The following is a 24,484-nucleotide window of genomic DNA, read 5'->3' as shown; positions in this document are numbered from 1 at the left end:
AGCTACTCCTTTCCTTCACTGCGTATAAAACGCGAAAAAATCGAGGGCAGATGGCGTTCGAGCCATTCGGCACCGGCGACCTCCTTGTCTTGCCAGGCCGCCAGCAACAGCGCCGGGGTCAGCAAATGTTCGGCCTCTTGCGCCAGCGGCCGGTAGCTCAGATGCCACGGCTCCACCGCCACGCCGCCGCTGTCTTCGGTAAAGGGGCGATAGAAACCGAACTCGGCCATATGCGCCGTCAGCCACTGGTTGAGTGGCGCAAAGTACCCGCCTTCTTCATATTCCCACGGCTCCAGCTGCAGCTTTTGCCCTTCCGGCAACAGCGACGGATCGTACACGTCCAAATCGCTGCCCCAGTGATGGCGGCTGGCGCCAGGCAAGGCTGACCAGCGCAGGATCGCCTCACAGCGCCCGGCGGCGGACAGCGGTGCGACGTCGATCGGTTGGCTGTCCTTATCTAATACTGGCCGCTGGCCGCAGAATTTGCCATTCCAAATCGCCAACTGACGGTCGAAATCGCGGAAGGTACTGGCGGGCTGGAGATCGAATCCCGCCTCACGCGCCGCCTGCTGCATCGCCAGGAAGGCGTTGACCGCCTGCGGCTGCAGGCGGTGGTTGCCGCTCAGCGGCGCCAGGTGTTCGGTTGAGCGGCCGGTGAGCATCTCTGCGTTGATCATGCGACCAATTGCTCCATGATGCGTTGATACATGCGGCTCAGCAACTGCAGATCCGCGGCGTTGACACATTCGTTGACCTTGTGGATGGTGGCGTTGACCGGCCCCAGTTCCACCACCTGCGCGCCCATCTGCGCGATGAAGCGGCCGTCGGAGGTGCCGCCGGTGGTCAGCAGCTGCGGCGTCAATTCAGAATAGTGCTCGACGGCGTTGACCACCGCATCCACCAGCGCGCCGCGCGAGGTGAGGAACGGTTGACCGGACAGCCGCCATTCGATGCTGTAATTCAACTGATGGCGTTCCAGCAGCTCTTCCACGCGCTGCTTGATCATCGCATCGGTCAGTTCGGTGCTGAACCGGAAGTTGAACTGCACGTAGAGATCGCCCGGGATCACGTTGTTGCTGCCGGTGCCGGCCTGCACGTTGGCGATCTGCATGCTGGTCGGCGGGAAGAACTCGTTGCCGCGATCCCATTCGATCGCCACCAGTTCATTCAGCGCCGGCATGGCGCGGTGCACTGGGTTGTCCGCCAAATGCGGATAGGCGACGTGCCCCTGTACGCCGTGGATATGCAGGTTGGCGGTGATGGAGCCGCGACGGCCGTTTTTCACCACGTCGCCGACGCGTTCGGTGCTGGACGGCTCGCCGACCAGGCAGTAATCCAGCCGCTCGTTGCGCGCCATCAGCGCTTCGACCACTTTAACCGTGCCGTGAGTGGCGCTGGCTTCTTCATCTGAAGTGATCAGAAATGCCAGGCGGCCCCGGTGATTCGGGTTGGCGGCGACAAAGCGTTCCGCGGCCACCACCATCGCGGCCAATGAGCCTTTCATGTCCGCCGCGCCACGGCCATACAGCATGCCGTCGCGGATCGCCGGTTCAAAAGGCGGGTTTTCCCAGCGTGTTTCATCGCCGGTCGGCACCACGTCGGTGTGCCCGGCGAACGCCAGGGTTTGCCCTTCGCCGCGCCAGGCCCAGAAGTTTTGGGTGTCTTCGAAGTCCATTGCTTCGACGGTGAAGCCGATCGCCTGCAAACGGTCGATCATCAGCTGCTGGCAGCCTTCGTCATTCGGGCTGAGGGAAGGGCGCTTGATCAACTGCTGGGCCAGTTCGATAACCGGGCAAGTCATACGGCAACCTCGGCGATAAATTGTTGGTAAGCGTCGGCGTTAAAACCGAGCAGGGCGTGGCCGTTGCCGTCGTCCAGCAGCGGACGTTTAATGATCGCCGGCTGCGCCAGCATCAGCGCGATGGCGGCGTCGGCGTTATCACAGGCGTTGCGCTGCGCTTCATCCAGCTTGCGCCAGGTGGTGCCGCGGGTATTGAGCAGCGGCTCCCAACCCAGTTGCGCGACGAAACCGCGCAGTTGCTGTCCGGTCAGGCCGTCGGCGCGGTAGTCGTGAAAATGATAGGCCACGCCCCGATCTTCCAGCCAGCGGCGGGCTTTTTTGATGGTGTCGCAGTTTTTGATGCCGTACATCGTCAGCGTTGTTTGTTGCGGTTTGTTTGCCATGGCGTAAAGCTACCTGTCTCGTCGAGTCGATACTGAGCGGCGGGCGCGGTCTTAGGCCTTCTCGCCGCCCGGCGATAGCAGAGATAATGCCAGTAAAGCGGCGGCGAGATCCAGACAACGATGCGTGCGAGACACGATTGGGCGCCAGGGTGAGGGGTTGGCAAACTGATGAAACGGCGACCTTCGCCGGCGGTGCGCTTAAAAGACGCCGGCGAACGCGTTCTGCCGCCAATGCGGAGCGGGGAGGGAGCACTACTCTTTATTGATTCTTATGTTTAAACGCTCGGTCAAGCAACGCACGCGGGTAATATGCAACAGCGGTTTTATCCTGCTGGCGCCGAGTTTTTTCATGATTCGTGATTTGTAATGATTGGCGGTTTTATTTCTGATATTCATGGCATTGCTGATATCGGCCAGCGATTTTCCCGTCGACCACTCCGAGAGAAAATGCGATTCGCGCTGAGAGAGTTGCGGCGGCTCGGTATAGTGACTGTAACGCTTATATAAGTCGCCGATCAGGTGGCTGAAGCGGCTCAATGATATAAGGTTTGATAATATAATGGTCTTATTGTCGACAATCACCATCTCATGCAGGCAGTCGGTGATAATGATTATTTTGTAGGTATTGGGGTTGGCATATTCATCGCGGTAACGCGCTTCAAAGTTGGCGATAGTGACATCGATAAAGCAGACCCTTTTGCGGCTAAAGCCGGCCGGCGCGCGTTTTTCCGCCCAGGTTTGGTTAATGAGTTGTCGGATGCCGACGGTGGTATAGGCGCACTCGCTGAAAATATCAATTTCCATTTTATTATAATCCTTTACTTTTTATTTCCCGGTGAGGATGGCTATCTTAAAACATAAAAAAAGAAATAATCTAAATAATTTCATGTTGAACTTTTCTTGCGTCGCAAACGAATGAGCGTTATCTGGGCGCCAGCTTTGAAGGGAAGGTTATATACTAGCATGATTTATAAAGAGTAAATCTTTTTTTCAACCGAATTTTTAAGCAAGGTAAGGTTAATAGAATAGACATCTTCTATTAATACCGCGGTAATTAAAAGGAATTAACATAGATTAAGGCTATCAAAATAGGATAAACGATCGGTTTTGACGATCATTAAGTGGTGGCTGTTTTAGCTTAACGGATTAATAATTAAGATTTTTCTTGGTTTTGTCACGATGAGTGGCCTTATTTTGAACGTCACTAAAGTCGGCGCTGAAGTCATGAAAATATTAACGTTGAAATTGAGAGAAAGATAATTCTAAACAAAGAAAATGCGATGTTTTAAGCTGTAATCAGAGTGTGAACGTGGAGGATTGATACGGAGAGCCGACGTGAAAAAATGTCATATCGAAATTTCCGAGCGAGTAACGCAGGAAATAACGTCCTGTATCGCGGAGGGATTGGATCGTTTTAATGATCAACATATCGGCTACGGCGATCGTCTGCCGCTGGCGGTGGTGGTAAGAGATCCCGACAGTGGGGAAGTTCTGGGAGGGATTACCGGACGCTCATCGTTAGGGCTGCTGTTTCTCGAGCTCTTTTATCTGCCGGAAGCGCTGCGCGGCGCGGGGTTGGGCAGCGAACTGTTGCGCCGTTTCGAGCAGGAAGGCCGCCGGCGCGGTTGCCTTTCCGCCGTGTTGTACACCATCAGCTTTCAGGCGCCGGATTTTTATCAACGGCATGGCTGGCAGCGTATGGGTGAAGTGCCTTGCTTGCCGCCGGGAACCCGCCGTATCTTTATGAGCAAAACCTTGTGATGCGCGTTTAACGCACGTAGCCTCCTTGTTGCAGGCGCTGCAGCGCAGCGCCGTCCGCATACACCATGCCGGTGGTCAAATCGTGAAAGCCGTACTTTTTATAGAAGGCCAGCTTTTCCGGCACCGAATAGATGAAAATCTTGCCGAGCGGCGCCAGATCTTGCATCACCCGATCCATCAACCTGCGCCCCAGCCCTTGGCCCTGAAAGCGCGGATCGATCGCCACGTCCGCCAGGTAGGCGACCGATGTCAGATCGCTGATGGCATGTGCAGTGGCGATCAATTCGTCGCCGATAAACCCCCAATAGCAAAACTGGCTGTGTTGGTAAACGCGCCGCACGGTGTGCGGATCGCGCTTGCCCAGCCCGGCGGCCTCCAGCAATTCACACAGCCGCTGCCAGTCGATGGCGCGGCGGCTCGGATCGGTGATAATTTCCATCGTTTTCCTCTAACCGATAAGACTGAGATCGGCGGCATAGTGCCGAATGGCGCGTTGATAACTGCGGATGTCGGGGTCTGACGAGGTGTCCGCCAGCAGCAGCAACAGATCGGTCACGGCCCGTTTATTTTCACCCAGGTTGTACAGCGCCATGGCGCGAAACAGCATCAGCTCGTTGGCCTGCGGGAACTCGGCCAGGCCGTCGTCGAAAGCCCGTAGCGACGCCGAATATTCTCCCAGGGCGCGGTAGGTGCTGCCGAGACCCAGCCAGGCCTCGCGGCGCTGGGCGGGCGGCAAATCGCGAGCCAACGCCGCGAGGTAGCAGGGAATGGCCTGTTGCTCCAGGCCCTGTACGTCATACAGGCAGGCCAGCTGAAAGTGCAACATCGCCGCTTCCGGCTCTGCCGTCAGTTGCCTGAGCGCCAGCGCGGTCGCCTCCTGATAGCGGCCCTGCGTTTTCAACTGCGAGAGAGACAAAGAGCTGGGCATGATCGACGCTCCATTGGCGTATTTTTATACCTTTTACACGCTACCGCGGAGAAATTGATATCACAAGGGAATAGCGGCACTAAACATTGATCAGATAAATACGAAAATGTGCGCTAAGCCCGGTTTCCGGGCCCGGCATCGTTCCCGTTTCCCTTCACATGGTCAAAAAACAGGCGTAGAATCCGCTTCGTCAAATAATTGAGGTTGTAAAGTATTATGGTTGATCGTGAATTAGGAAACTGGAAAGACTTCATTGATGAGATGTTGGGCAACTGACACAGCGTTGAAGCAGATGGCAAGGTTGAGTCATTGGAACGTCACTGAAGAAACACCTTGGGAACGAGATTTTCGTTCGAAATAAAGCAGCATCGGTAACCCGACGCTGCTTTTTTTATATTCCGCGGATCAGTCCCCGCTGGCCGGCGTACTGCCTGCCGGATGCGCTTTACCCGGGAAGCGGCGCCGTACCAGCACGAAGAACAGCGGCACGAAGAAAATCGCCAGCAGGGTGGCGGAGATCATGCCGCCCATCACCCCGGTGCCGACCGCATGCTGGCTGCCGGAACCGGCGCCGCTGCTGGTGGCCATCGGCAGCACGCCGAAGATGAACGCCAGCGAGGTCATCAGGATCGGCCGCAGGCGCATGCGGGACGCGTCGAGCGTCGCCGACATCAGATCTTGTCCTTTATGGTTCAGCTCATTGGCGAACTCGACGATCAGAATGGCGTTTTTCGCCGACAGCCCAATGATGGTCAACAGGCCAACCTGGAAATAGACGTCGTTCTCCAGACCGCGCAGCCAGGTGGCGGCGACCGCGCCGATCACCCCCAGCGGCACCACCAGCATCACCGAGAACGGTATCGACCAGCTCTCGTACAGCGCCGCCAGGCACAGGAACACCACCAGCAGCGAAATGGCGTACAGCGCCGGCGCCTGCGAGCCGGACAGCCGTTCCTGATAGGACATCGCCGTCCATTCCAGCCCGAAACCGGTCGGCAGTTGGCTGACCAGTTTTTCCATTTCCGCCATGGCGGTGCCGGTGCTGACGCCGTTGGCCGCCTCGCCGACGATCTCCAGCGCCGAGCTGCCGTTATAGCGCTCCAGCCGCGGCGAGCCGTATTCCCAGTGCGAGGTGGCGAAGGCCGAGAACGGCACCATGCCGCCCGCGCTGTTGCGCACATACCATTTATTGATGTCATCCGGCAGCATGCGGAACGGCGCCGCGGCCTGCACGTAGACTTTTTTCACCCGCCCGCGGTCGACGAAGTCGTTGACGTAGGTCGAGCCCCAGGCGGTGGAGAGGGTATTGTTGATGTCGTCGATCGATACGCCCAGCGCCTGAGCCTTGCGCTGATCGATATCGATTTGCAGCTGCGGGCTGTCGTCCAGGCCGTTGTGGCGCACGCGCGACAGCAGCGGATTTTGCCCGGCCAGCTGCAGCAATTGATCGCGCGCCGCCATCAGTTTGGCGTGGCCGAGCCCGGCGTGGTCTTCCAACTCCATGTCGAAGCCGGAGGAGTTGCCGAGACCGGTGATCGCCGGCGGGCTGCTGGCGATCACCCGGGCTTCGTTAATCTTGTTGAATGCCAGCGTGGCGCGATCGATGATGTCGAACGAGCTGTTGGCGCCCGAGGTGCGCAGGTCCCAGTCTTTCAGCCGCACGAACAGGCGCGCCACGTTTTGGCCGTTGCCGCCGGGCCCGGAGCCGATGATGGCGAACACCGACAATACGTCCTGTTTCTCTTCGGTGAGGAAGTACCGCTCGACCTTTTCCACCACTTTGGAGGTTTGCTGCAGGGTCGAGCCCGCCGGCAGTTGCACCTGCACGGTGAAGATGCCGCGGTCTTCCTGCGGCAGGAACGAGGTCGGCAGCTTGATGAACAGCAGCGCCATGCCGCCGAGCAACAGCAGATAAATCACCATGTAGCGGCCGCTGGCGTGCAGAATGCGCCCCACGCCGCGTTCATAGCGTTCGGCGTTGCGGTTGAACATGCGGTTGAACCAGCCGAAGAAGCCGCGCTTGCCGTGATGGTGCCCTTTGGCGATCGGTTTGAGCAGCGTGGCGCACAGGGCCGGGGTCAGGATCATCGCCACCAGCACCGACAGCACCATGGCGGAGACGATGGTGATGGAGAACTGGCGATAGATGGCGCCGGTGGTGCCGCCGAAGAACGCCATCGGCACGAACACCGCCGACAGCACCAGGGCGATGCCGACCAGCGCGCTCTGGATCTGCCCCATGGATTTGCGCGTGGCTTCACGCGGCGGCAGGCCTTCCTCGCTCATCACGCGCTCGACGTTCTCCACCACCACGATGGCGTCGTCCACCAGCAGGCCGATCGCCAGCACCATGGCGAACATGGTGAGGGTGTTGATGCTGAAGCCGCAGGCGGAAAGGATGGCGAAGGTGCCCATCAGCACCACCGGCACGGCGATGGTGGGGATCAGCGTGGCGCGGAAGTTCTGCAGGAACAGATACATCACCAGGAACACCAGCAGGATGGCTTCCAGCAGCGTTTTCACCACGTCCTTGATCGAGGCTTTGACGAACGGGGTGGTTTCATAGGCCACTTTGGCCTCCAGCCCGTGCGGGAAGTATTGCGACAACTCGGCGATCTTGTCCTTCACCAACTGGTCGGTTTGCAGTTCGTTGGCGCCGGAGGCCAGCTTGATGTTCATGCCCGCGGCCTGCATGCCGTTGTAGCGGCTGAGGTAGTTGTAGTTCTCGCCGCCCAGTTCGACGGTGGCGACGTTGCCCAGCGTCACCAGCGAGCCGTCCTGATTGACCCGCAGGGTGATCTGGCGGAACTGTTCCGGCGTCTGGAGCTGCGACTGGGCGTTGATGGTGGCGTTCAACGCCTGTTTATCGACCGATGGCGTGCCGCCCAACTGGCCGACCGCCACCTGGGCGTTCTGGGATTGAATGGCCTTGACCACGTCCTGGGTCGTGAGCTGGTAGCTGTTGAGCTTGTTGGGATCGAGCCAGATGCGCATGGCGTATTGCGAGCCATACACGTCCATGCTGCCGACGCCGTTGATGCGGCTGAGCGGATCCTGCAGGTTGGAGACGATGTAATCGGCGATGTCCTGCTTGTCCATGCTGTTGTCGGTGGAGACGAACGCCACCATCATCAGCGTGGTGTCGCCGGATTTCGAGACCGTGACCCCCTGATTCTGCACCGCCTGCGGCAAACGTTTGATCGCCGCCTGCAGCTGGTTTTGCACCTGCTGCATCGCCTCGTTGGGATCGGTGCCGGCTTCGAACGTCAGCGTGACGGTCGCCTGGCCGGTATTGGTGCTCTGCGACGACATATACATCATGTTGTCGAGGCCGGTCATATTTTGCTCAATGATTTGGGTGACGGTGTTTTCCAGCGTTTGCGCCGAAGCGCCTGGGTAAGTTGCGCTGATGCGCACGTTCGGCGGCGCCAAATTCGGGTATTGTTCTACCGGTAAAGAAAAAATCGCCAATGCCCCGGTCAGGCAAAGAATAATTGCCAGCACCCAGGCGAAAATCGGGCGATCAATAAAAAAATTGGCCATGCAGCGCGAACCTCGTTATGACTTGTTCTATCTTTAAAACGCATCGGAAATATGCATTTCAGCGGCAGGGAAGGATTCCGGCGCTATTGCACTTTACTCGGGATAGTCGAGGAAAGCGTGGAGAAAAAAAGGAGATAGTGTAAATAACGGTAGCGGAAAACGGCGCGGATGCACCGACGCCGATAATTGGACGCTATTAAGACATTTTTATTACTATCAAAGGCCTTGCGCATCTCTTCGCCGCAGGCAACCGAAAGTAAAAACTTGATTCACCTTACAGCAGGAGCTTGGCATGGGAATTAACCCGGTATTTGCCCGTCGGCTTTATTTATGCTGGCTGATCAGCCACAGTGAACGGCCCAATGTGCCGCGGTTGATGGCGCTGACCGGTTGGCCGCGCCGCACGTTGCAGGATGTGCTGAAGGCGCTGCCCGGCATGGGCGTCGAGCTGCAGTTCGTGCAGCAGGGCGTGCGCAACAACGACGGTTTTTATCAGTTGGAAAGCTGGGGGCCGTTCAACAAGAGCTGGGTGCATCAGCATCATCAGGCGCTGCTCGGCGCCATCGAGTAGGCGGCCCCGGCGTATTGGCCGGGGCGGGGCGATCAGTGGCTTTTGTACTCCAGGTACATCACCGTCGCCGCCACGCGAGAACGCACGTCCAGCTTGCGCAGTATGTTGCGGATGTGCACCTTCACGGTTTCTTCAGAGATATGCAACTGCGCCGCCACCTGTTTGTTGGACAGGCCGCGCGCCACCTCTTGCAAGACGTCCAGTTCGCGTTCGGTCAAGGCGGTGAAGGGATCGCGCTGCTCGCTGCGCGCCAGCAAATAGTCGGCCATGGCGTCGCTGATCACGTTTTGCCCCTCGGCGGCGGCGCTGATGTGTTCCAGCAGCTGCTCCGGTTCACTGTCTTTCAGCAGATAGCCGTCGGCGCCGGCGTCGATCAGCGCATACAGATCGCTGCGCGCGTCGGAGACCGTCAGCACGATGATGCGCGCGTCCACGCCTTCGTCGCGCAGAGCCCGCAGCGTATCCAGCCCGGACATGCCCTTCATGTTCAGATCCAACAAGATCACGTCCGGCGCGTGCTGCAGCGCCAGCGCAACCGCCTCGCTGCCGTTGCCGGCCTCCGCCACCACGCCAAATCGCGCATCCAGTCCCAGCAGTTGTTTGATGCCGCGCCGCATCAACGGATGATCGTCAACGATCATGACTCGGTATTGCTTCATCACCATGAAAAATGCTCCCTGTAGCAAGTAAAGCCACTCAAACGCGCCCGGAGGCGTGCTTCACAGTGGGACTGTCTCTTCAAAAATAGCGGCATTCTGCACCGCAAACCTCTCCGGGCGGCCTTCTGCCCGGCGGCAACCGTAACGCAGAGTGAACAGCCGCAAGGTCAGGGCGAGAATGTCAGGCAGACCGCCGTGCCGCCGCCGCTTCTGCGCCGGATGCGCAGCGTTCCTCCCAGTCGCGCCGCGCGTTCGCTCATGATGGTCAAGCCGTAATGCCCTTCCGGTTCTTCCAGACTGGCGATGCCGCAACCGTCGTCGGTAATGCTGAATACGTTGTCGCCTGCGGCATTGACCTCGCAACACACCGCGATCTCGTTCGCTCCGGCGTGCTTGACGGCATTGAGTACCGCTTCGCGCACGATCTGCAGCGCGTGCACCTGCTGTTGGGCGTTGAGCGCCTGCGAGGGCAGCCGACAGTGTAACTGAATCCGCGCGGGGGTTAGCGCCTTTAATGGCTGCAACAGTTGCTCCAGCGCGGCATTCAGATCCGCCTCCTGAATGTTGAGGCGGAAGGTGGCCAGCAATTCTCTCAGTTGGCGATAGGCATCGGCCAGCGTGCGATCGAAATCGTCGATAATCGTCTGCGCCGCCGGATCGTCGGCGGCGCGCCGGAGCAGCGTCAGCTGGATGCGCAGGAACGACAGCGTCTGCGCCAGCGAATCGTGCAGCTCGCGGGCGATGGTCCCACGCTCTTCCATCAACAGCAGATATTGGTGCTGCTTTTGCGCCCGGTTGAAGTAGACGCCGCGCCCCAGCATGTTGGCCAGACTCTGCATCAGGTGAGGATGCGGCGGCTGCGCTTCGGGCTGCCATCGCAATTCACCCAACAGTTTATCGCCTTGGGTGATCGGCAGCGCGCTCCAGGTTTGCGTCGGCGCCGGCTCTCCTTCGTTCAATTGCCACTGGCCATGATCGTCCGCCACGTTCAACCGTATGCAGCGCAGTCGTTCGCTTTGGCGCACGATGCGCAGCACATTCTCGAATGCCTGCTGATCGATCTGGCGCACGCTCAGCGCCTGTGAACAGCGATACAGCACCTCCAGCGTTTCGTTGGCCTGCTGCAGGCGCTGGGTTTTTTCCTGCACTTTCAGCTCCAGCGACTGATAGAGCCGGGCCAGCTCGTCCGACATGGCGCTGAAGGTTTGCGACAGCACGCCGAGCTCGTTCGGCAGCGCCACGTCCAGCTGCGGGTGGCGAAAGTCGCGCTGTTGCACGCGCTGGCTGGCGTCGACCAGGTGCTGCAGCGGCGTGACCACCTGGCGGCGCATAAAGCGGATGCAGAACAGCACCAGGCCGATGATGGCGGCGTAACCCAGTACGCTGACGGCGGCCACCAGGGTGAGTTTCAACTCGGAATAACGCTGCAGAGCGGAAACAAAATGATCGACGCGGTTGACGTAGCCGGCGACCTCCGCCCGGTAGGCGGCGGCTTGCCCGTCGCGGATCTGCCGCTCCATCGTTTGCCATGTTCGTTGCAGCGCCAGATAGTGGTTGCGCACCTCGGCCGGGACGTAAAAGCGCGCCAGCTTTTGCAGCGCCGGCGCCTGCAAAGATTGCCGATACTGCTGCAGGTGCAGCTCCAGCTCCGGGCTCTGTCGATCGAGATCAAAGGCCAGGCGGTAGCTTTGCATGCGCAGCGAACCGGCGATGTTGATCGCCTCGGCATCGCTCTGGCTGCCGGCGACGGTCGTCAACGCCAACCCGGTGGCGAGCACCGACAGTATCACGATGCCGAACAGCGCCCTGGCCAGGCTGCCGGTCACGGAACGTTTAACAAGCAATCACGGAATCCTTTTCTCTCAGGTGAGGGCTGCGCCAGTTTCATTCGAAAGCAAAACTATAACTTTTGCAACTAAATTGCACCGCGATTTGTATCAAGTTGTCAACAAAACGGGAACAATTGTCGTCGTGTAATCAAATGAATAGCGAAATGCCCGCCGATGTTCAGCCGCCGCCCGGTTTCCACTGAGGATTTGTCTTTGCGGATGCGATTCGTCTGTCAGATTATGCGTCTGCCCACGATGTCTTTTTAATCCTGGTTTGCCCGGAGAGGCGTTGTGATTTTTGTTGCAAATCGTCTGCTGCGGCGCAGCGTAATCGCGGTATGATTTTCACGTTGCAACTCAAGGAAAAAGGGTCATGTCGTCGAAAATTGAGAATGTGAAGAAAGAGCTGTTGTCGGACAACTGGTATGTGCTGAACAAGTATACGTTCGATCTGAAACGCAAAAACGGCGGTTCGGTGCAACAGGTGCGCGAGGTTTACGATCGCGGCAACGGCGCCACCATTTTGCTGTACAACCGCGCCAAGGGCACGGTGGTGCTGACCAACCAGTTCCGCATGCCGACCTACGTCAACGGCAACGAAAGCGGCATGCTGCTCGAGGCCTGCGCTGGCCTGCTGGACGCCGATTCGCCGGAGCAGTGCGCGCGCCGCGAAGCGGTGGAAGAGACCGGTTTTCAGGTGGGCGAGGTCAAGAAAATCTTCGAAGCCTACATGTCGCCGGGCGGCGTGACCGAGATCGTGCACTTCTTTATCGCCGAATACCATGACGATGAGCGGCGCGCGGCCGGCGGCGGCATTGAAGATGAAGATATTGAGGTGATTGAACTGCCGTTCAGCGACGCGGTGGCGATGATCGCCGACGGCCGGATTAAAGACGGCAAGACCATCATGCTGCTGCAGTATTTGCAGATTCATCGGGTGATGGAATAAAAAAAGCCGGTCATGATGACCGGCTTTTTTATCGGCTTGCGCCAGGCCGCTTACTTCAGCAGCGCCTGCGCCTTCGCCACCACGTTGTCCACGGAGAAGCCGAACTCGGCGAACAGCTGCTCCGCCGGCGCCGACTCACCGAAGGTGGTCATGCCCACGATGGCGCCGTTCAGCCCCACGTACTTGTACCAGTAGTCCGCGATACCCGCTTCCACCGCCACGCGCGCCGTCACCGCCGCCGGCAGCACCGACTCGCGGTACGCCGCATCCTGCTTGTCGAACGCGTCGGTCGACGGCATCGACACCACCCGCACCTTGCGGCCCGCCGCGGTCAGCTTGTCCGCCGCTTCCACCGTGATGCCCACTTCGGAGCCGGTGGCGATCAGGATCACGTCCGGCGTGCCCGCGCAGTCTTTCAGCACGTAGCCGCCGCGGTACACGTTCGCCAGCTGCTCTGCGGTGCGCGGCTGCTGGGTCAGGTTCTGGCGCGAGAACACCAGGGTGGTCGGGCCGTCGTTGCGCTCGATGCCGTACTGCCACGCCACCGCCGATTCCACCTGGTCACACGGGCGCCAGGTGCTCATGTTCGGGGTCACGCGCAGGCTCGCCAGCTGCTCCACCGGCTGGTGAGTCGGGCCGTCTTCGCCCAGACCGATGGAGTCGTGGGTGTAGACGAACACGTTGCGCAGCTTCATCAGCGCCGCCATGCGCACCGCGTTGCGAGCGTATTCCACGAACATCAGGAAGGTCGCCGAGTACGGCAGGAAGCCGCCGTGCAACGCGATGCCGTTGGTGATGGCGGTCATGCCGAACTCGCGCACGCCGTAATGAATGTAGTTGCCCGCCGGGTCAACGTTCAGCGCTTTCGAGCCGGACCACATGGTCAGGTTGCTCGGCGCCAGGTCGGCGGAGCCGCCCAGGAACTCCGGCAGCACCTTGCCGAACGCTTCCAGCGCGTTCTGCGACGCCTTGCGGCTGGCGATGTTGGCCGGGTTGGCCTGCAGTTTTTCCACGAACGCCTTGGCGTCGGCTTTCCAGTCGGCCGGCAGCTCGCCGTTCATGCGGCGCTTGAACTCGGCGGCCAGTTCCGGGAAGGCCTTGGCGTAGGCGGCGAACTTGTCGTTCCAGGCCGCTTCCTTGGCCTGACCGGCTTCCTTGGCGTCCCACTGAGCGTAGATGTCCTGCGGGATTTCAAAGGCAGCGTATTTCCAGCCCAGCGCTTCGCGGGTGGCGGCCACTTCGGCGGCGCCCAGCGCGGCGCCGTGCACGTCATGGGTGCCGGCCTTGTTCGGCGAACCGAAGCCGATAACGGTCTTGCACATCAGCAGCGACGGCTTGTCGGTCACCTTGCGGGCTTCTTCAATCGCGGCCTTGATGGCGTCAGGGTTGTGGCCGTCGACGTTGCGCACCACGTGCCAGCCGTAGGCTTCAAAACGCAGGGCGGTGTCGTCGGTGAACCAGCCGTCGACGTGGCCGTCGATGGAGATGCCGTTGTCATCGTAGAAGGCGGTCAGCTTGCCGAGCTTGAGGGTGCCGGCCAGGGAGCAGACTTCGTGCGAGATGCCTTCCATCATGCAGCCGTCGCCCATGAAGGCGTAGGTGTGGTGGTCGACGATGTCGTGGCCGGGGCGGTTGAACTGCGCCGCCAGGGTGCGTTCGGCGATGGCGAAGCCGACGGCGTTGGCGATGCCCTGGCCCAGCGGGCCGGTGGTGGTTTCAACGCCCGGGGTGTAGCCGTACTCCGGGTGCCCCGGGGTTTTGGAATGCAGCTGACGGAAGTTCTCCAGCTCGCGCATCGGCAGGTCGTAGCCGGTGAGGTGCAGGAGGCTGTAAATCAACATGGAGCCGTGGCCGTTGGAGAGCACGAAACGGTCGCGGTCAGCCCAGTGCGGGTTAGTCGGGTTGTGGTTGAGATAGTCACGCCACAGGACTTCGGCGATGTCCGCCATGCCCATAGGAGCCCCCGGGTGGCCGGAATTTGCTTTTTGTACGGCGTCCATGCTGAGTGCGCGGATAGCGTTGGCAAGCTCTTTACGAGAAGACATAACGAAACTCCAGTGCGATTACAGTTGAGCGGCCAACATGTCTTCCAGCTTCTGCTGGTCGACGGCGAACAGGCGAATGCCTTCGGCGAGTTTTTCCACCGCCATGGCGTCCTGGTTGTGCAGCCAACGGAACTCCGCTTCGGCCAGCGGGGCAGGTTGGTGGAAGCCCTCGGTCGACGGGGTCAGCTTGCGCTCGACCGGCTGTTCGCTGTTTTTCAGCTGTTCCAGCAGGTTCGGCGCGATGGTCAGGCGATCGCAGCCGGCCAGCGCCAGGATCTGCTCAACCTTGCGGAAGCTGGCGCCCATGATCACCGTCTGGTAACGATGACGCTTGTAGTATTCATAGATGGTGCGCACCGATTTCACGCCCGGATCCTGATCGGCGTCGTAGTCGGCGGCAGGCTGTTTGGCCTGGTACCAGTCATAGATGCGGCCGACGAACGGCGAGATCAGATACACGCCGGCTTCGGCGCAGGCGCGGGCCTGGGCGAAGGAGAACAGCAGCGTCAGGTTGGTGTTGATGCCTTCTTTTTCCAGCTCTTCGGCGGCTTTGATGCCTTCCCAGGTGGAAGCCAGTTTGATCAGGATGCGCGATTTGTCGATGCCCTGTTCCTGATACATGCCGATCAGTTTGCGCGCTTTGGCGACGCACATGCCGCGATCGAACGACAGGCGGGCGTCCACTTCGGTGGAGATGCGGCCCGGCACGCTTTTGAGGATCTCGACGCCGATGTTGACCGCCAGTTTATCGCTGGCGTTGATCAGCTGGGTTTCCTTGCTGCCGCCCTGGCGGCGGGCATACTCCAGCGCTTCGGTGATCAGCGCTTTGTACTGCGGCAGCGCGGCGGCTTTCAGGATCAGCGAAGGGTTGGTGGTGGCGTCCTGGGGTTCGAACTGGCGGATGGATTCGATATCGCCGCTGTCGGCGACCACCGTGGTCAGCTGCTTGAGTGCGTCTAATTGATTCATTGATAAGCTCCTTGACCAAGCTCAATGTAGGGAAATGAGAACCTTTTTCATCATAGGGGGAACACACTGCATCATCGGATCGAGAATGAAAATGCGCTTTTTCTGATTGTTGCGATGGATAATAACAATGAATGCCGAATAAACCCAGGCGGAGCGCGGCTTGCGCGCGACCGCCATCGAGACTGCAGGCGGTTTAACGCCGTCCGGCCGCGTTTTCGTAATAGCCGATTCGCTCGACTTTCGGCGCCGATCCTCCCCCTTCAAACTCCGATTCCAGCCAGGCATCGACGATGGTTTTCGCCAGTTCGGCACCGATGACCCGCGCGCCCAGCGTGATGATCTGAGCATCATTGCTTTTGCGCGCCCGTTGGGCGGAGTAGGTATCGTGACATTGCGCCGCACGAATGCCGGGCACTTTATTGGCCACGATGCTCATACCGATGCCGGTGCCGCACAGCAGGATGCCCCGCCGATGTTTTTCCTCCCGTATCGCCTGCGCGACGCGATAGGCGATATCGGGATAGATCCCCGTTTCTGCGGCGCGATCCGTCGTGTAGTCAATGACGGGGATGTCCCGTTGTTGCAGGTGGGCAACGATCAGATCCTTCAGTTCAATGGCGGCATCATCGGCGCCGATGGCGATAGGCAGCATAGCGGTCTCCTGATTGGTAACGAAAAGGGTGGCGATCCTCGGTGGCGCCACGTTCATTACCGTATCCCTGTTTAATCAAATGTTCAATTGATGTTCTTTTGTTTTTTGCTGGATTTTTCAGTTTGCCACTGTAAAAGGTGATGTCAGTCACTAAAAAAGGGCTTTCAATCGTTATTTACCCTAGTTGAGACGGGTTTTTGAGCGATATCACACTTTGATAAGTTCACTGTGGGCAAATTGAACGCGCGGCGTTAGTGTTCATTTGTTCTTTGTTTGTATTAATGATCAAAATAAGTTCCCCTACCAGAGGAGAGTGCTATGTGTCAGACCTGCATAACAGAGGCGAAAATGGCGGCCGGTATCCCCGAGATCATGAAGGCGGTTGTGGCGTACGCCCCGAAAGATTACCGCCTGGAACAGGTGCCGGTACCGAAGATCGGCCCGAAAGAGATCCTGGTGAAGATCGAGGCCTGCGGCATCTGCGCCGGTGATGTTAAAGCGTTCGAAGGGGCGCCCAGCTTCTGGGGCGATGAAAAACAACCGGCATACATCAAGGCGCCGATGATCCCCGGCCATGAATTTATCGGCCATGTCGTGGGGTATGGCGAAGGCGTCGAGGGCTTCAATCTCGGCGATCGCGTGATATCAGAACAAATCGTTCCCTGCTGGCAATGCCGCTTCTGCAACCGCGGTCAGTATTGGATGTGCGAAAAGCATGACCTGTACGGTTTCCAGAAAAACGTTAACGGCGGCATGGCCGAGTACATGAAGTTCACCAAAGAGGCGATTAACTACCATGTGCCGGCCGACCTGCCGATCGAAAAAGCCATTCTGATCGAACCCTATGCTTGCTCCTTCCATGCGGTGCAACGCGCCAATATCAAACTGGGCGATGTTGTGGTGTTGGCCGGCGCCGGCACCCTGGGGCTGGGCATGATCGGGGCGATCAAAAAGTCCGGGCCTTCGAAGCTGGTGGTGCTGGATCTGTCCGACGAACGTCTGGCCTTGGCGAAGCGCTTCGGCGCGGATGTGACGCTGAATCCTACCCGTGACGACGTGCCCGCCGCGGTTAAAGCGATGACCGACGGCTACGGCTGCGACATCTACATCGAGGCGACCGGCGCACAGAAGTCCGTGGAACAGGGCCTGACGCTGATCCGCAAGCTCGGCACCTTCGTCGAATTTTCCGTGTTCAAGGATCCGGTGACCGTCGATTGGAGCATCATCAGCGACCGCAAGGAGCTGGACGTGCTCGGTTCGCACCTCGGCCCTTACTGCTACCCGCTGGTGATCGAAGGCATCGCCAATGGCGATCTGCCGACCGAAGGCGTGGTGACGCATACGTTGCCGCTGGAACAGTTCGCCGAAGGTTTCGAGCTGATGAAGCGCGGCATCGGTTCAATCAAAGTGGTGCTTAATCCAAACCTCTGAAACCTGCGTCGTTCCTCGGGTGCGGGCGAGCCTGCGCCTCCATAATCACATGTGCTGGGGTGTTCTATGTTGCATGGACTGATTCATCGCATTGGTCTGTCACCGAAACTGCTGCTGGGCTATGCCGGCGTGTTGGTGTTCATGATGGGCGAAGGGCTGGAACAAGGATGGCTGTCGCCTTATTTGATTGGCAAAGGGCTTAGCATTCAGGAATCGGCGCTGCTGTTCAGCGTTTATGGCTTTGCGGCCGCGATCGCCGCCTGGTTTTCCGGCGTGCTGGCGGAAATCTTTACCGCCCGGCGGGTGATGTTGGCCGGCCTGCTGCTGTTCTTGTTCGGTTCGGTGTGCTTTTTGACGTTCGGCCTGCCGAGCAACAACCTGGCGATCATGGTGCCGACCTATGCGCTGCGCGGCTTGGGCTATCCGCTATTTGCCTACGGTTTTCTGGTGTGGGTGGCGTATGAGGCGCCGCCGGAAAGGCTGGGGTCGGCGGTGGGGATTTTCTGGTTCGTCTACAGCGGCGGGCTCAGCGTGCTGGGCGTGCTGTATTCCAGCATCATGCTGCCTTATCTCGGCGAGATCCACACGCTGTGGAGCGCGCTGATTTTCGTCGTGCTGGGCGCGGTGATTGCGCTGATGCTCAATCGCGACGACGGCGCGGCACAGCGCGGCAACCGGGAAAAAGCGTCGCTGGGTTACGTCTTGAAGGGCATCACCATCGCGTTTGAAAACCCGAAGATTGGCCTGGGCGGCATCGTGCGCACCATTAATACCTCTGCGGCTTACGGCTTCGTCGTATTCATGCCCATGTACATGATGGATATGGGGTTCACCCGCACGCATTGGCTGCAGATGTACGCTGCGCTGTGGACGGTCAACATCATTTTCAACCTGATTTTCGGCGTGATCAGCGACGGGCTCGGCTGGCGCAATGTGGTGATGTGGTTCGGCTGCGTCGGCTGCGCCTTGACCACGCTGATGTTCTACTACGTGCCGCAATTCTTTGGCGCCAACTACCTGCTGACCGTGTGCGCCGCCGGGTTGTTCGGCGCCTGCCTGGCGGCGTTCGTGCCGCTGTCGGCCATCATGCCGTCGCTGGCGCCGGACAATAAGGGCGCGGCGATGTCGATTCTCAATCTGGGCGCCGGCCTGAGCACCTTTGTCGGCCCGGCGGTGGTGGGGCTGTTTATCGGCAGCCTCGGCGCCGTTGGCGTGATCTGGATCTTTACCGGCTTGTACCTGTTCAGCGGCGTGCTGATGAAATTTGTCACGCTGCCGAAAGAAAGCGCGACGGCGCAGGAAGAACGCGGCGCGAGTTTGGCGAAAATATCCTGACCGATCGTGAAGTTCACAGTTTTAAGGGGAAATTTATGATTAATCATCAAACTACGGCGCCGCGCGAGCTCTCGCTGCAGGGTAAGGTGGCGCTGATTACCGGCGGCGCTGCAGGGATCGGTCTCGCGATTGCCGAACGCTATCTGCAAAACGGCGCGCGCGTGGCGCTGCTCGATCGGGCGCCGCAGGTTGCGGAAGTGGCGCGACAGCTGGACGCCGAGGCGGCGCTGGGCGTCGTGGCCGACGTCACCGATGCCGCGTCGGTGGAGCGGGCGGTGGCGCAGATTGAGGCGCATTTCGGGCGGCTGGACGTGCTGGTCAACAGCGCCGGCATCGTCGCGCTGCATCCGGCCGAGGAGCTGCCGGAAACGGCGTGGGATGCAACCCTGGCGGTCAATCTGAAAGGCGTGTTTCTTACCTGCCAGGCGGTAGGGCGCCGTTTCATTAGTCAGCGCGGCGGCAGCATCATCAATCTCGCCTCGCAGGCCGGGGTGGTGGCTTTGCCTAATCACCTGGCCTATTGCGCCAGCAAAGCGGGCGTGATCGGGTTGACCCAGGTGCTGGCGCTGGAGTGGGGGCCGCACAACGTGCGGGTCAACGCCATTTCACCCACCGTGGTTTTGACGGAGTTGGGCCGTAAGGCCTGGTCTGGCGAGGTGGCTGAGCAGATGAAGCAGAAAATCCCGCTGCGGCGCTTTGCTGAGCCGCAAGATATCGCCGCCAGCGCCCTGTTTTTGGCCGGTGACGCGGCGGCGATGATCACCGGCGCCAACCTGGTGGTCGACGGCGGTTACACCATTCAATAATTTCTTATTCAGGCGACAGAGAGGCCGCGATGAACAGAATCATTAACGATCCCGATCACGTAGTGGAAGACGCCATTCAGGGCTACAGGCTGGCCCACCCGAACTATTACGCCGCCACCGACAATGCGCGGGTGTTGAAATATCCGCCTGCGCCGATCGCCGGCAAAGTGGGCATCGTCACCGGCGGCGGCTCCGGCCATGAGCCGGCGTTCCTGGGCTATGTCGGCAAAAACATGCTGGATGCCGTCGCGATTGGCGAGATTTTTTCATCGCCTACGGCGGGGGCTTTTCTCGACGCCTTCAAGGCGGCGGACAGCGGTGCGGGCGTCGCTTGCCTGTACGGCAACTACGCCGGCGACAACATGAACGTCAAGATGGCGATCAAGAAGGCCACGGCGGCCGGCATACGGGTGAAAACCGTGGTGGCCAACGATGACGTCGCCTCGGCGCCGGCCAGTGAGAGGGACAAGCGACGCGGCGTGGCCGGCGAAATTCTGATGTGGAAGGTCGGCGCGGCGGCGGCGGCCAAGGGATACGATCTGGACGGCGTGATCGGCGCGGCGCAAAAAGCCATCGACCGGTGTCGTTCGATCGGCGTCGGCCTCAGTTCCTGCACCATTCCCGCGGTCGGCAAACCCAATTTTCATATCGAAGACGGCAAGATGGAGATCGGCATCGGCCATCACGGCGAACCGGGCATTGAGGTATCGCCGATCCAGTCGGCGTCGGCGATGGCCGGCACCATGCTCGATTTTGTGCTCAACGATATGCCGTTGGAACAAGGCCAGGAGGTGGCGTTGCTGATCTCCGGGCTTGGCGCCACGCCGGTGATGGAGCTGTATATCTATTATGCCGAAATAGAGCGCCGGTTGACGGCGAAAGGCGTGCGGGTGCATCGGCGCTACGTCGGCAATTACTTCACGTCGCTGGAAATGATGGGCGTGACGCTGACGCTGATGACGCTGGATGACGAACTGAAAACGCTGCTGGACATGCCGGCGCAATCTTTAGGCTTAACCCAGGTGGAGTGAATCATGACGGAACAAATTTCAACCCGGTACGGCAGTGAGATCGTTACGGGGCTGATAGAAACCATTGTCAGCAACCGCGAATACCTGAGCGAAATCGACGGCGCCATCGGCGACGGTGACCATGGCATTAATATGTCGAAGGGATTCGCGATGTGCGGCGATGCCATTCGCGGCCGCGAGCTCACGCTGGCGCAGGCGTTCGATGCGGTATCGGATGCGCTGATGGAGGGCATCGGCGGTTCGATGGGGCCGCTGTACGGCAGCCTGTTCATGGGCATGGCGGAGAGCGTCCGTGAGCGCAGCGTGCTGGATAAGCAGGCATTTTTGGCGATGTTGCACGGCGGATTGAGCGAACTGCAGGACATCAGCAGCGCGGGCGTGGGCGACAAGTGTCTGATGGATACGCTGATACCGGCGGTGGCGGCGTTTGAGCAGGCGGCCGGGCGCGGTGACGACTTCGCCGCAGCGCTGGAAAAGATGAGGATTGCCGCGGAACGCGGGCGCGATTCCACGCGCGAGCTGGTGGCGAAAATCGGCCGCGCCAGCCGTCTGGGCGAGCGTTCGCGCGGCGTACTGGACGCCGGCGCGGTATCTTGCTGCCTGCTCTTGACTCGATTGGCGGACGAGGTGGAACAACGACTGAATACCGTTGCCGCTTGAACGCGTTATACTAGCGGGCATTCAGCCTTGTCGGAGGGGCGTGTATCGTCCCTCCGCCATCATCAACCGGCCTGCCGTGGGGAAACGTCTAACGGATGGAAAAACAAACTGTGTCCCAGGATAACGAACTGCTGACCGAAATCGCCGTTGCTTATTATCAGGATGAGATCACGCAGGAAGAGATCGCCAAAAAATTCGGCATCTCACGGATCAAAGTCGGTCGTTTGCTCAAGCGCGCCAAGGAAGAAGGCATCGTCGAGATCAACGTGCGTTATCACCCGGTATTCAGCACCCGGCTGGAACAGCAGATGATGGAACGTTTTCCCATCAGCCGCGCGTTGATCGCGCTCGACCATCAGGACGAAGAGGAACAGCGTCGGCAGGTGGCGGCGCTGGTGTCCAACTATCTGGCGATGTCGCTGAAAGACGATATGGTGTTGGCGGTCGGCCAGGGACGCAACGTGGCCGCGATCGCCGATCACGTCGGCAGCGTGACGGAACGCAACTGCAAGTTCATCTGCGGCATCGGCGGCACCCACCGTCCGGGCGATGCGATCAACGCCGACCATATCAGTCGGCGCTTGGCGAAGAAGTTCGGCGGCAGCAGCGAGACGCTTTACGCGCCGGCCTACGTCGAAAATCGCGCGCTGAAAGACGCCTTCATGCAGAACGGTACGATCAAGGAAACGCTGGACCGCGCGCGTAAGGCCGATGTGGCGTTAGTCGGCATTGGCGACATGAATGAAAACAGCTATATGGTGAAATTGGGGTGGTTTACGCCGCACGAGATTATCGACGCCAGCCTTAATCAGGGCGTGATCGGCGACATCGCCGGCTATGACTTTTTCAATGCTCAGGGGCAGCATGTCGACACGGTGATGAATGACAGAGTGATCGGGCTGAGCATTGATGAGCTGCGCAAAATCCCTTGCGTGATCGCCATTGCTTCCGAGAATACCAAGGCGTTGGCGATTTTGGGCGCTTTGCGCACTGGCGCCATCGACATTATCGCCACCAGCGCGCTCAATGTGCGCACTATCCTCAACATGTCGCAATAGCGGCACCTGCAAAAAAAAAGGGTTCAGCGCCAGGCTGAACCCTCAACGATCTCCTCATTTGACCGATTATTTGCTCAGGTTGACATCGATCGCCTGATAGAAGGCGTTGGCGGTGTCGGCTATGTCCCACACGGCAAGGATCACGTGCGAACCGCTGCGATCTGCCGGTATGTTGCACTGGTGGGTGACCTGTGCGGCAGGGATGGCGCCGCCGTCGTTGAACTGGCAGAACGGCGTTAGGTCAAAGGAAGCGCGGGTCAGCGGCTGCGAAGCGTCCCAGTTCGGCTTGGTGATGAAATAGCGCCAGCTGGTGGTGCTGTGACGGGCGGTCAGCTTCCAGGTAAAGGAGTTCGGGCCGGTTTTCAGGTTGAGCTTGTTCCAGCGCGTCGGCGTTTGCTGATCCAGTTCGAAGAAGGTGGACTTGTCGGCGCTGGCGATGTGGCCGTCAGCCGGGCCGGCCTGTGGGAAGCCTTTCAGGCCTTCGACGCTCTGCGGTTCGTACTGCACGCTGCCGCACTGCGTGTTGAGCTGCAGTTTGCACTGATAGGCGCGGCTGGCCGGCGATTCGACATAACCGTGAGCATTCGCCTGTTGCGAAACGCCGAACATGGCCGCGCTCAGCAGGCCCAGAGAGAGCAGGGTACGGGAAGTTTTGTTCATAAGTCACTCCTGACTGAAATTATGTTGTAAGTTGAGCGTATTTCACCGACAAAATGAGAGACTAATAACGCAATTGGAAATAACCCTTCTTGTCGGCTTGTTTTATTTTTACCATTCTGGTTTGGCCGTAGATTGGAATGTTTTACCGGCTATTAACGAAAAATATTATGATGACGATCTTTGATCGTTAGGCCGAATTTATTTAACTGTCACAGTGTAAAAGCACGGCGCTATGATGAAATTTATATCAAGTAGTGATGAATAGTATTTAAGATAGCGCTCTCATTTATGAAGTATATTGCTTGTTGCGTTGAGTACCCTTGTTTGATTTGATCGATTTTTGTGCGCCACCACCTTGGGAATTTAGTGTCATTTTTCTTATTTTATTTTAAAGAGGAATTTGTATGACTAGATTATCCCTGGACGCGATTAAAATAATCAGCACCATCAAGAACACCGGATCTTTCTCTATGGCGGCGGAGGCGCTGCATAAAACGCCTTCGGCGATCTCTTATCGGGTTTCCAATATTGAAAGCAAACTCTGCGTGAAACTTTTTCATCGTAATGGCCCCATGATTACCCTGACGGATGAAGGGGAGTTTCTCCTGCAGGAGGGCAGCTGGATATTAAATGCGGTGCAGGATCTGGAAAGCCGGGTGCGCAACATTCCCAAGCTGGACAATAATATCCGCCTGGCGGTAGACACCTTCTTCCCGCTGGAAACGCTGACGCAGGATATCCGCGACTATATTCAGCATTGCCCGAACGCCAATATCTCGGTGCAGCGGGAAGCGTTGAACGGCACCTGGGATGCGCTGAAGAACAACCGGGCGGACCTGATCATCGCCATCGGCCAAATCCCCGACAGCGTGCAGGCCAAAACCCTGATGCTCGGCAAGCTCGACTTTGTGCTGTGCGTGTCGCCTTCTCACCCGTTCGCGGCGCAGAGAACGCCGGTATGCAAGAAGCAGCGGCTGAACGACATCGTGGTCGCGATCGCCGACAGCAGCCATGAGCTGCCTAAACGCAATCACGGCACGCTGCCCTTGCAGCGTCAGTTGGTGGTATGCGATGTGGAAAGCAATCTGGCGCTGCTCAAGCGCGGCATCGGCCACGCTTTTCTGCCACCTGCGCTGATTGAAAAGGAACTGGCCAGCGGTGAACTGGTGACGGTGCCGGTGGAGATGCAAAAGGGCGACGAAATGATTTGGCTGGCGTGGCATCCGGCCAGCAAGGGCGCCGGGTTTAACTGGTGGCATGAGCGGCTGACGCGCAAAAGCGATGTCTACAGCCTGATGGGCCGCGAAGTGGTGCGGGATGGCGGCTATCCGTGGTGCCACAACTGAAGGAATAGAGACGAAGGGACGCGAAAATCAAACGGTTAACTCAATGAAAACCCCGCAGCATTCGGCT

The 24,484-nt window shown here is 59.0% G+C and carries 24 protein-coding genes; 11 read left to right on the top strand and 13 right to left on the bottom strand.

Going from position 1 to position 24,484, the window contains the following annotated elements:
- Window positions 1–2: 2 nt before the first annotated feature.
- The 4 genes from J0F90_RS17845 to J0F90_RS17830 all read right to left on the bottom strand — a co-directional run bounded on the left by J0F90_RS17845 (window position 3) and on the right by J0F90_RS17830 (window position 2,988).
- Window positions 3–677 (bottom strand): M15 family metallopeptidase, encoded by a 675-nt coding sequence (locus J0F90_RS17845; RefSeq protein WP_033639675.1) that lies wholly within the window; start codon window positions 675–677, stop codon window positions 3–5.
- Window positions 674–1,801 (bottom strand): succinyl-diaminopimelate desuccinylase, encoded by a 1,128-nt coding sequence (gene dapE, locus J0F90_RS17840; RefSeq protein ID WP_016926745.1) that lies wholly within the window; start codon window positions 1,799–1,801, stop codon window positions 674–676. Before dapE ends, J0F90_RS17845 begins: the two co-directional genes overlap by 4 nt.
- Window positions 1,798–2,184: an ArsC family reductase gene (locus J0F90_RS17835; protein ID WP_033639676.1), complete on the bottom strand. Its 387-nt coding sequence runs from the start codon at window positions 2,182–2,184 to the stop codon at window positions 1,798–1,800. The genes dapE and J0F90_RS17835 overlap by 4 nt, the downstream gene beginning before the upstream one ends.
- A 252-nt stretch (window positions 2,185–2,436) precedes the next feature.
- A complete protein-coding gene (locus tag J0F90_RS17830) occupies window positions 2,437–2,988 on the bottom strand; it encodes a LuxR C-terminal-related transcriptional regulator (RefSeq protein WP_033639677.1) in 552 nt (183 codons plus the stop codon).
- A 531-nt stretch (window positions 2,989–3,519) separates the two neighbouring features.
- Between J0F90_RS17830 and J0F90_RS17825 the strand changes: the two genes are divergently transcribed.
- Window positions 3,520–3,945, top strand: a complete 426-nt coding sequence (locus tag J0F90_RS17825) for a GNAT family N-acetyltransferase (RefSeq protein WP_004941737.1) — start codon at window positions 3,520–3,522, stop codon at window positions 3,943–3,945.
- Window positions 3,946–3,952: 7 nt separating this feature from the next.
- On the opposite strand, the gene J0F90_RS17820 is transcribed toward J0F90_RS17825, so the two are convergent.
- Together J0F90_RS17820 and J0F90_RS17815 are read right to left on the bottom strand one after the other, a co-directional pair.
- The gene (locus tag J0F90_RS17820) at window positions 3,953–4,384 is read right to left on the bottom strand and encodes a GNAT family N-acetyltransferase (RefSeq protein WP_033639678.1); all 432 of its coding nucleotides are present in this window, start codon (window positions 4,382–4,384) and stop codon (window positions 3,953–3,955) included.
- 9 nt (window positions 4,385–4,393) lie between these two features.
- Window positions 4,394–4,873: a tetratricopeptide repeat protein gene (locus tag J0F90_RS17815; protein ID WP_033639680.1), complete on the bottom strand. Its 480-nt coding sequence runs from the start codon at window positions 4,871–4,873 to the stop codon at window positions 4,394–4,396.
- 216 nt (window positions 4,874–5,089) lie between these two features.
- Between J0F90_RS17815 and ypfM the strand changes: the two genes are divergently transcribed.
- Window positions 5,090–5,149, top strand: coding sequence for a protein YpfM (ypfM, locus tag J0F90_RS24905; RefSeq protein WP_100396732.1), 60 nt, complete (start codon window positions 5,090–5,092; stop codon window positions 5,147–5,149).
- 129 nt (window positions 5,150–5,278) lie between these two features.
- Here the strand turns inward: ypfM and acrD are convergent, their stop codons facing one another.
- On the bottom strand, window positions 5,279–8,416 hold the full coding sequence (gene acrD, locus J0F90_RS17805; protein WP_033639681.1) for a multidrug efflux RND transporter permease AcrD: 3,138 nt from the start codon (window positions 8,414–8,416) through the stop codon (window positions 5,279–5,281).
- Between the two features lie 292 nt (window positions 8,417–8,708).
- Between acrD and J0F90_RS17800 the strand changes: the two genes are divergently transcribed.
- Window positions 8,709–8,987 (top strand): winged helix-turn-helix domain-containing protein, encoded by a 279-nt coding sequence (locus tag J0F90_RS17800; protein WP_016926751.1) that lies wholly within the window; start codon window positions 8,709–8,711, stop codon window positions 8,985–8,987.
- Between the two features lie 32 nt (window positions 8,988–9,019).
- Here the strand turns inward: J0F90_RS17800 and J0F90_RS17795 are convergent, their stop codons facing one another.
- A complete protein-coding gene (locus J0F90_RS17795) occupies window positions 9,020–9,652 on the bottom strand; it encodes a response regulator (protein ID WP_004941753.1) in 633 nt (210 codons plus the stop codon).
- A gap of 161 nt (window positions 9,653–9,813) precedes the next feature.
- A complete protein-coding gene (narQ, locus tag J0F90_RS17790) occupies window positions 9,814–11,490 on the bottom strand; it encodes a nitrate/nitrite two-component system sensor histidine kinase NarQ (RefSeq protein ID WP_033639682.1) in 1,677 nt (558 codons plus the stop codon).
- A gap of 358 nt (window positions 11,491–11,848) precedes the next feature.
- Here narQ and nudK point away from each other — a divergent pair, with 358 nt between their 5' ends.
- Window positions 11,849–12,424, top strand: coding sequence for a GDP-mannose pyrophosphatase NudK (nudK, locus tag J0F90_RS17785; protein WP_033639683.1), 576 nt, complete (start codon window positions 11,849–11,851; stop codon window positions 12,422–12,424).
- Between the two features lie 50 nt (window positions 12,425–12,474).
- Here nudK and tkt read toward each other — a convergent pair whose 3' ends face one another.
- The 3 genes from tkt to rpiB form a co-directional block, all read right to left on the bottom strand.
- Window positions 12,475–14,469, bottom strand: a complete 1,995-nt coding sequence (tkt, locus tag J0F90_RS17780) for a transketolase (protein WP_033639684.1) — start codon at window positions 14,467–14,469, stop codon at window positions 12,475–12,477.
- Window positions 14,470–14,487: 18 nt separating this feature from the next.
- A complete protein-coding gene (tal, locus tag J0F90_RS17775; RefSeq protein ID WP_016926754.1) occupies window positions 14,488–15,438 on the bottom strand; it encodes a transaldolase in 951 nt (316 codons plus the stop codon).
- A gap of 193 nt (window positions 15,439–15,631) precedes the next feature.
- Entirely contained in the window at window positions 15,632–16,090 is a 459-nt protein-coding gene (rpiB, locus tag J0F90_RS17770) for a ribose 5-phosphate isomerase B (RefSeq protein WP_004936593.1), read from the bottom strand.
- A 318-nt stretch (window positions 16,091–16,408) separates the two neighbouring features.
- On the opposite strand from rpiB, the gene J0F90_RS17765 reads away from it, so the two are divergent.
- The 6 genes from J0F90_RS17765 (at window position 16,409) to J0F90_RS17740 (ending at window position 22,411) form a co-directional block, all read left to right on the top strand.
- Window positions 16,409–17,521: an MDR/zinc-dependent alcohol dehydrogenase-like family protein gene (locus J0F90_RS17765; protein WP_028127773.1), complete on the top strand. Its 1,113-nt coding sequence runs from the start codon at window positions 16,409–16,411 to the stop codon at window positions 17,519–17,521.
- 66 nt (window positions 17,522–17,587) lie between these two features.
- Window positions 17,588–18,856, top strand: a complete 1,269-nt coding sequence (locus J0F90_RS17760; RefSeq protein ID WP_033639685.1) for an MFS transporter — start codon at window positions 17,588–17,590, stop codon at window positions 18,854–18,856.
- 35 nt (window positions 18,857–18,891) lie between these two features.
- Window positions 18,892–19,662: an SDR family oxidoreductase gene (locus J0F90_RS17755; RefSeq protein WP_042705973.1), complete on the top strand. Its 771-nt coding sequence runs from the start codon at window positions 18,892–18,894 to the stop codon at window positions 19,660–19,662.
- A 29-nt stretch (window positions 19,663–19,691) separates the two neighbouring features.
- A complete protein-coding gene (locus J0F90_RS17750; RefSeq protein ID WP_033639686.1) occupies window positions 19,692–20,693 on the top strand; it encodes a dihydroxyacetone kinase subunit DhaK in 1,002 nt (333 codons plus the stop codon).
- Window positions 20,694–20,696: 3 nt separating this feature from the next.
- On the top strand, window positions 20,697–21,353 hold the full coding sequence (dhaL, locus tag J0F90_RS17745; protein WP_033639687.1) for a dihydroxyacetone kinase subunit DhaL: 657 nt from the start codon (window positions 20,697–20,699) through the stop codon (window positions 21,351–21,353).
- A gap of 95 nt (window positions 21,354–21,448) precedes the next feature.
- Complete coding sequence (locus tag J0F90_RS17740; RefSeq protein WP_004936575.1) at window positions 21,449–22,411, top strand: sugar-binding transcriptional regulator; 963 nt, start codon at window positions 21,449–21,451, stop codon at window positions 22,409–22,411.
- Window positions 22,412–22,477: 66 nt separating this feature from the next.
- Here the strand turns inward: J0F90_RS17740 and cbp21 are convergent, their stop codons facing one another.
- Window positions 22,478–23,071, bottom strand: coding sequence for a chitin-binding protein/chitosanase CBP21 (gene cbp21 / locus J0F90_RS17735; protein ID WP_004936574.1), 594 nt, complete (start codon window positions 23,069–23,071; stop codon window positions 22,478–22,480).
- Window positions 23,072–23,475: 404 nt separating this feature from the next.
- Here cbp21 and J0F90_RS17730 point away from each other — a divergent pair, with 404 nt between their 5' ends.
- Window positions 23,476–24,417: a LysR family transcriptional regulator gene (locus tag J0F90_RS17730; protein ID WP_033639688.1), complete on the top strand. Its 942-nt coding sequence runs from the start codon at window positions 23,476–23,478 to the stop codon at window positions 24,415–24,417.
- Window positions 24,418–24,484 lie beyond the last annotated feature (67 nt).

The sequence above is a fragment of the Serratia marcescens subsp. marcescens ATCC 13880 genome (assembly GCF_017299535.1).
Lineage (GTDB): Bacteria > Pseudomonadota > Gammaproteobacteria > Enterobacterales > Enterobacteriaceae > Serratia > Serratia marcescens.
The sequence above is the reverse complement of the archived record's forward strand: the minus strand, read 5'-3'. Positions and strand labels throughout refer to the sequence as shown.

Coding starts and splice junctions, on each gene's coding strand:
- J0F90_RS17765 (WP_028127773.1), top strand. CDS start 16,409: ATGTGTCAGACCTGCATAACAGAGGCGAAAATGGCGGCCGGTATCCCC.
- J0F90_RS17845 (WP_033639675.1), bottom strand. CDS start 677: ATGATCAACGCAGAGATGCTCACCGGCCGCTCAACCGAACACCTGGCG.
- J0F90_RS17795 (WP_004941753.1), bottom strand. CDS start 9,652: ATGGTGATGAAGCAATACCGAGTCATGATCGTTGACGATCATCCGTTG.
- J0F90_RS17760 (WP_033639685.1), top strand. CDS start 17,588: ATGTTGCATGGACTGATTCATCGCATTGGTCTGTCACCGAAACTGCTG.
- tal (WP_016926754.1), bottom strand. CDS start 15,438: ATGAATCAATTAGACGCACTCAAGCAGCTGACCACGGTGGTCGCCGAC.
- dhaL (WP_033639687.1), top strand. CDS start 20,697: ATGACGGAACAAATTTCAACCCGGTACGGCAGTGAGATCGTTACGGGG.
- J0F90_RS17755 (WP_042705973.1), top strand. CDS start 18,892: ATGATTAATCATCAAACTACGGCGCCGCGCGAGCTCTCGCTGCAGGGT.
- J0F90_RS17800 (WP_016926751.1), top strand. CDS start 8,709: ATGGGAATTAACCCGGTATTTGCCCGTCGGCTTTATTTATGCTGGCTG.
- J0F90_RS17730 (WP_033639688.1), top strand. CDS start 23,476: ATGACTAGATTATCCCTGGACGCGATTAAAATAATCAGCACCATCAAG.
- J0F90_RS17750 (WP_033639686.1), top strand. CDS start 19,692: ATGAACAGAATCATTAACGATCCCGATCACGTAGTGGAAGACGCCATT.
- tkt (WP_033639684.1), bottom strand. CDS start 14,469: ATGTCTTCTCGTAAAGAGCTTGCCAACGCTATCCGCGCACTCAGCATG.
- dapE (WP_016926745.1), bottom strand. CDS start 1,801: ATGACTTGCCCGGTTATCGAACTGGCCCAGCAGTTGATCAAGCGCCCT.
- J0F90_RS17830 (WP_033639677.1), bottom strand. CDS start 2,988: ATGGAAATTGATATTTTCAGCGAGTGCGCCTATACCACCGTCGGCATC.
- J0F90_RS17820 (WP_033639678.1), bottom strand. CDS start 4,384: ATGGAAATTATCACCGATCCGAGCCGCCGCGCCATCGACTGGCAGCGG.
- nudK (WP_033639683.1), top strand. CDS start 11,849: ATGTCGTCGAAAATTGAGAATGTGAAGAAAGAGCTGTTGTCGGACAAC.
- cbp21 (WP_004936574.1), bottom strand. CDS start 23,071: ATGAACAAAACTTCCCGTACCCTGCTCTCTCTGGGCCTGCTGAGCGCG.
- J0F90_RS17835 (WP_033639676.1), bottom strand. CDS start 2,184: ATGGCAAACAAACCGCAACAAACAACGCTGACGATGTACGGCATCAAA.
- acrD (WP_033639681.1), bottom strand. CDS start 8,416: ATGGCCAATTTTTTTATTGATCGCCCGATTTTCGCCTGGGTGCTGGCA.
- J0F90_RS17815 (WP_033639680.1), bottom strand. CDS start 4,873: ATGCCCAGCTCTTTGTCTCTCTCGCAGTTGAAAACGCAGGGCCGCTAT.
- J0F90_RS17740 (WP_004936575.1), top strand. CDS start 21,449: ATGGAAAAACAAACTGTGTCCCAGGATAACGAACTGCTGACCGAAATC.
- rpiB (WP_004936593.1), bottom strand. CDS start 16,090: ATGCTGCCTATCGCCATCGGCGCCGATGATGCCGCCATTGAACTGAAG.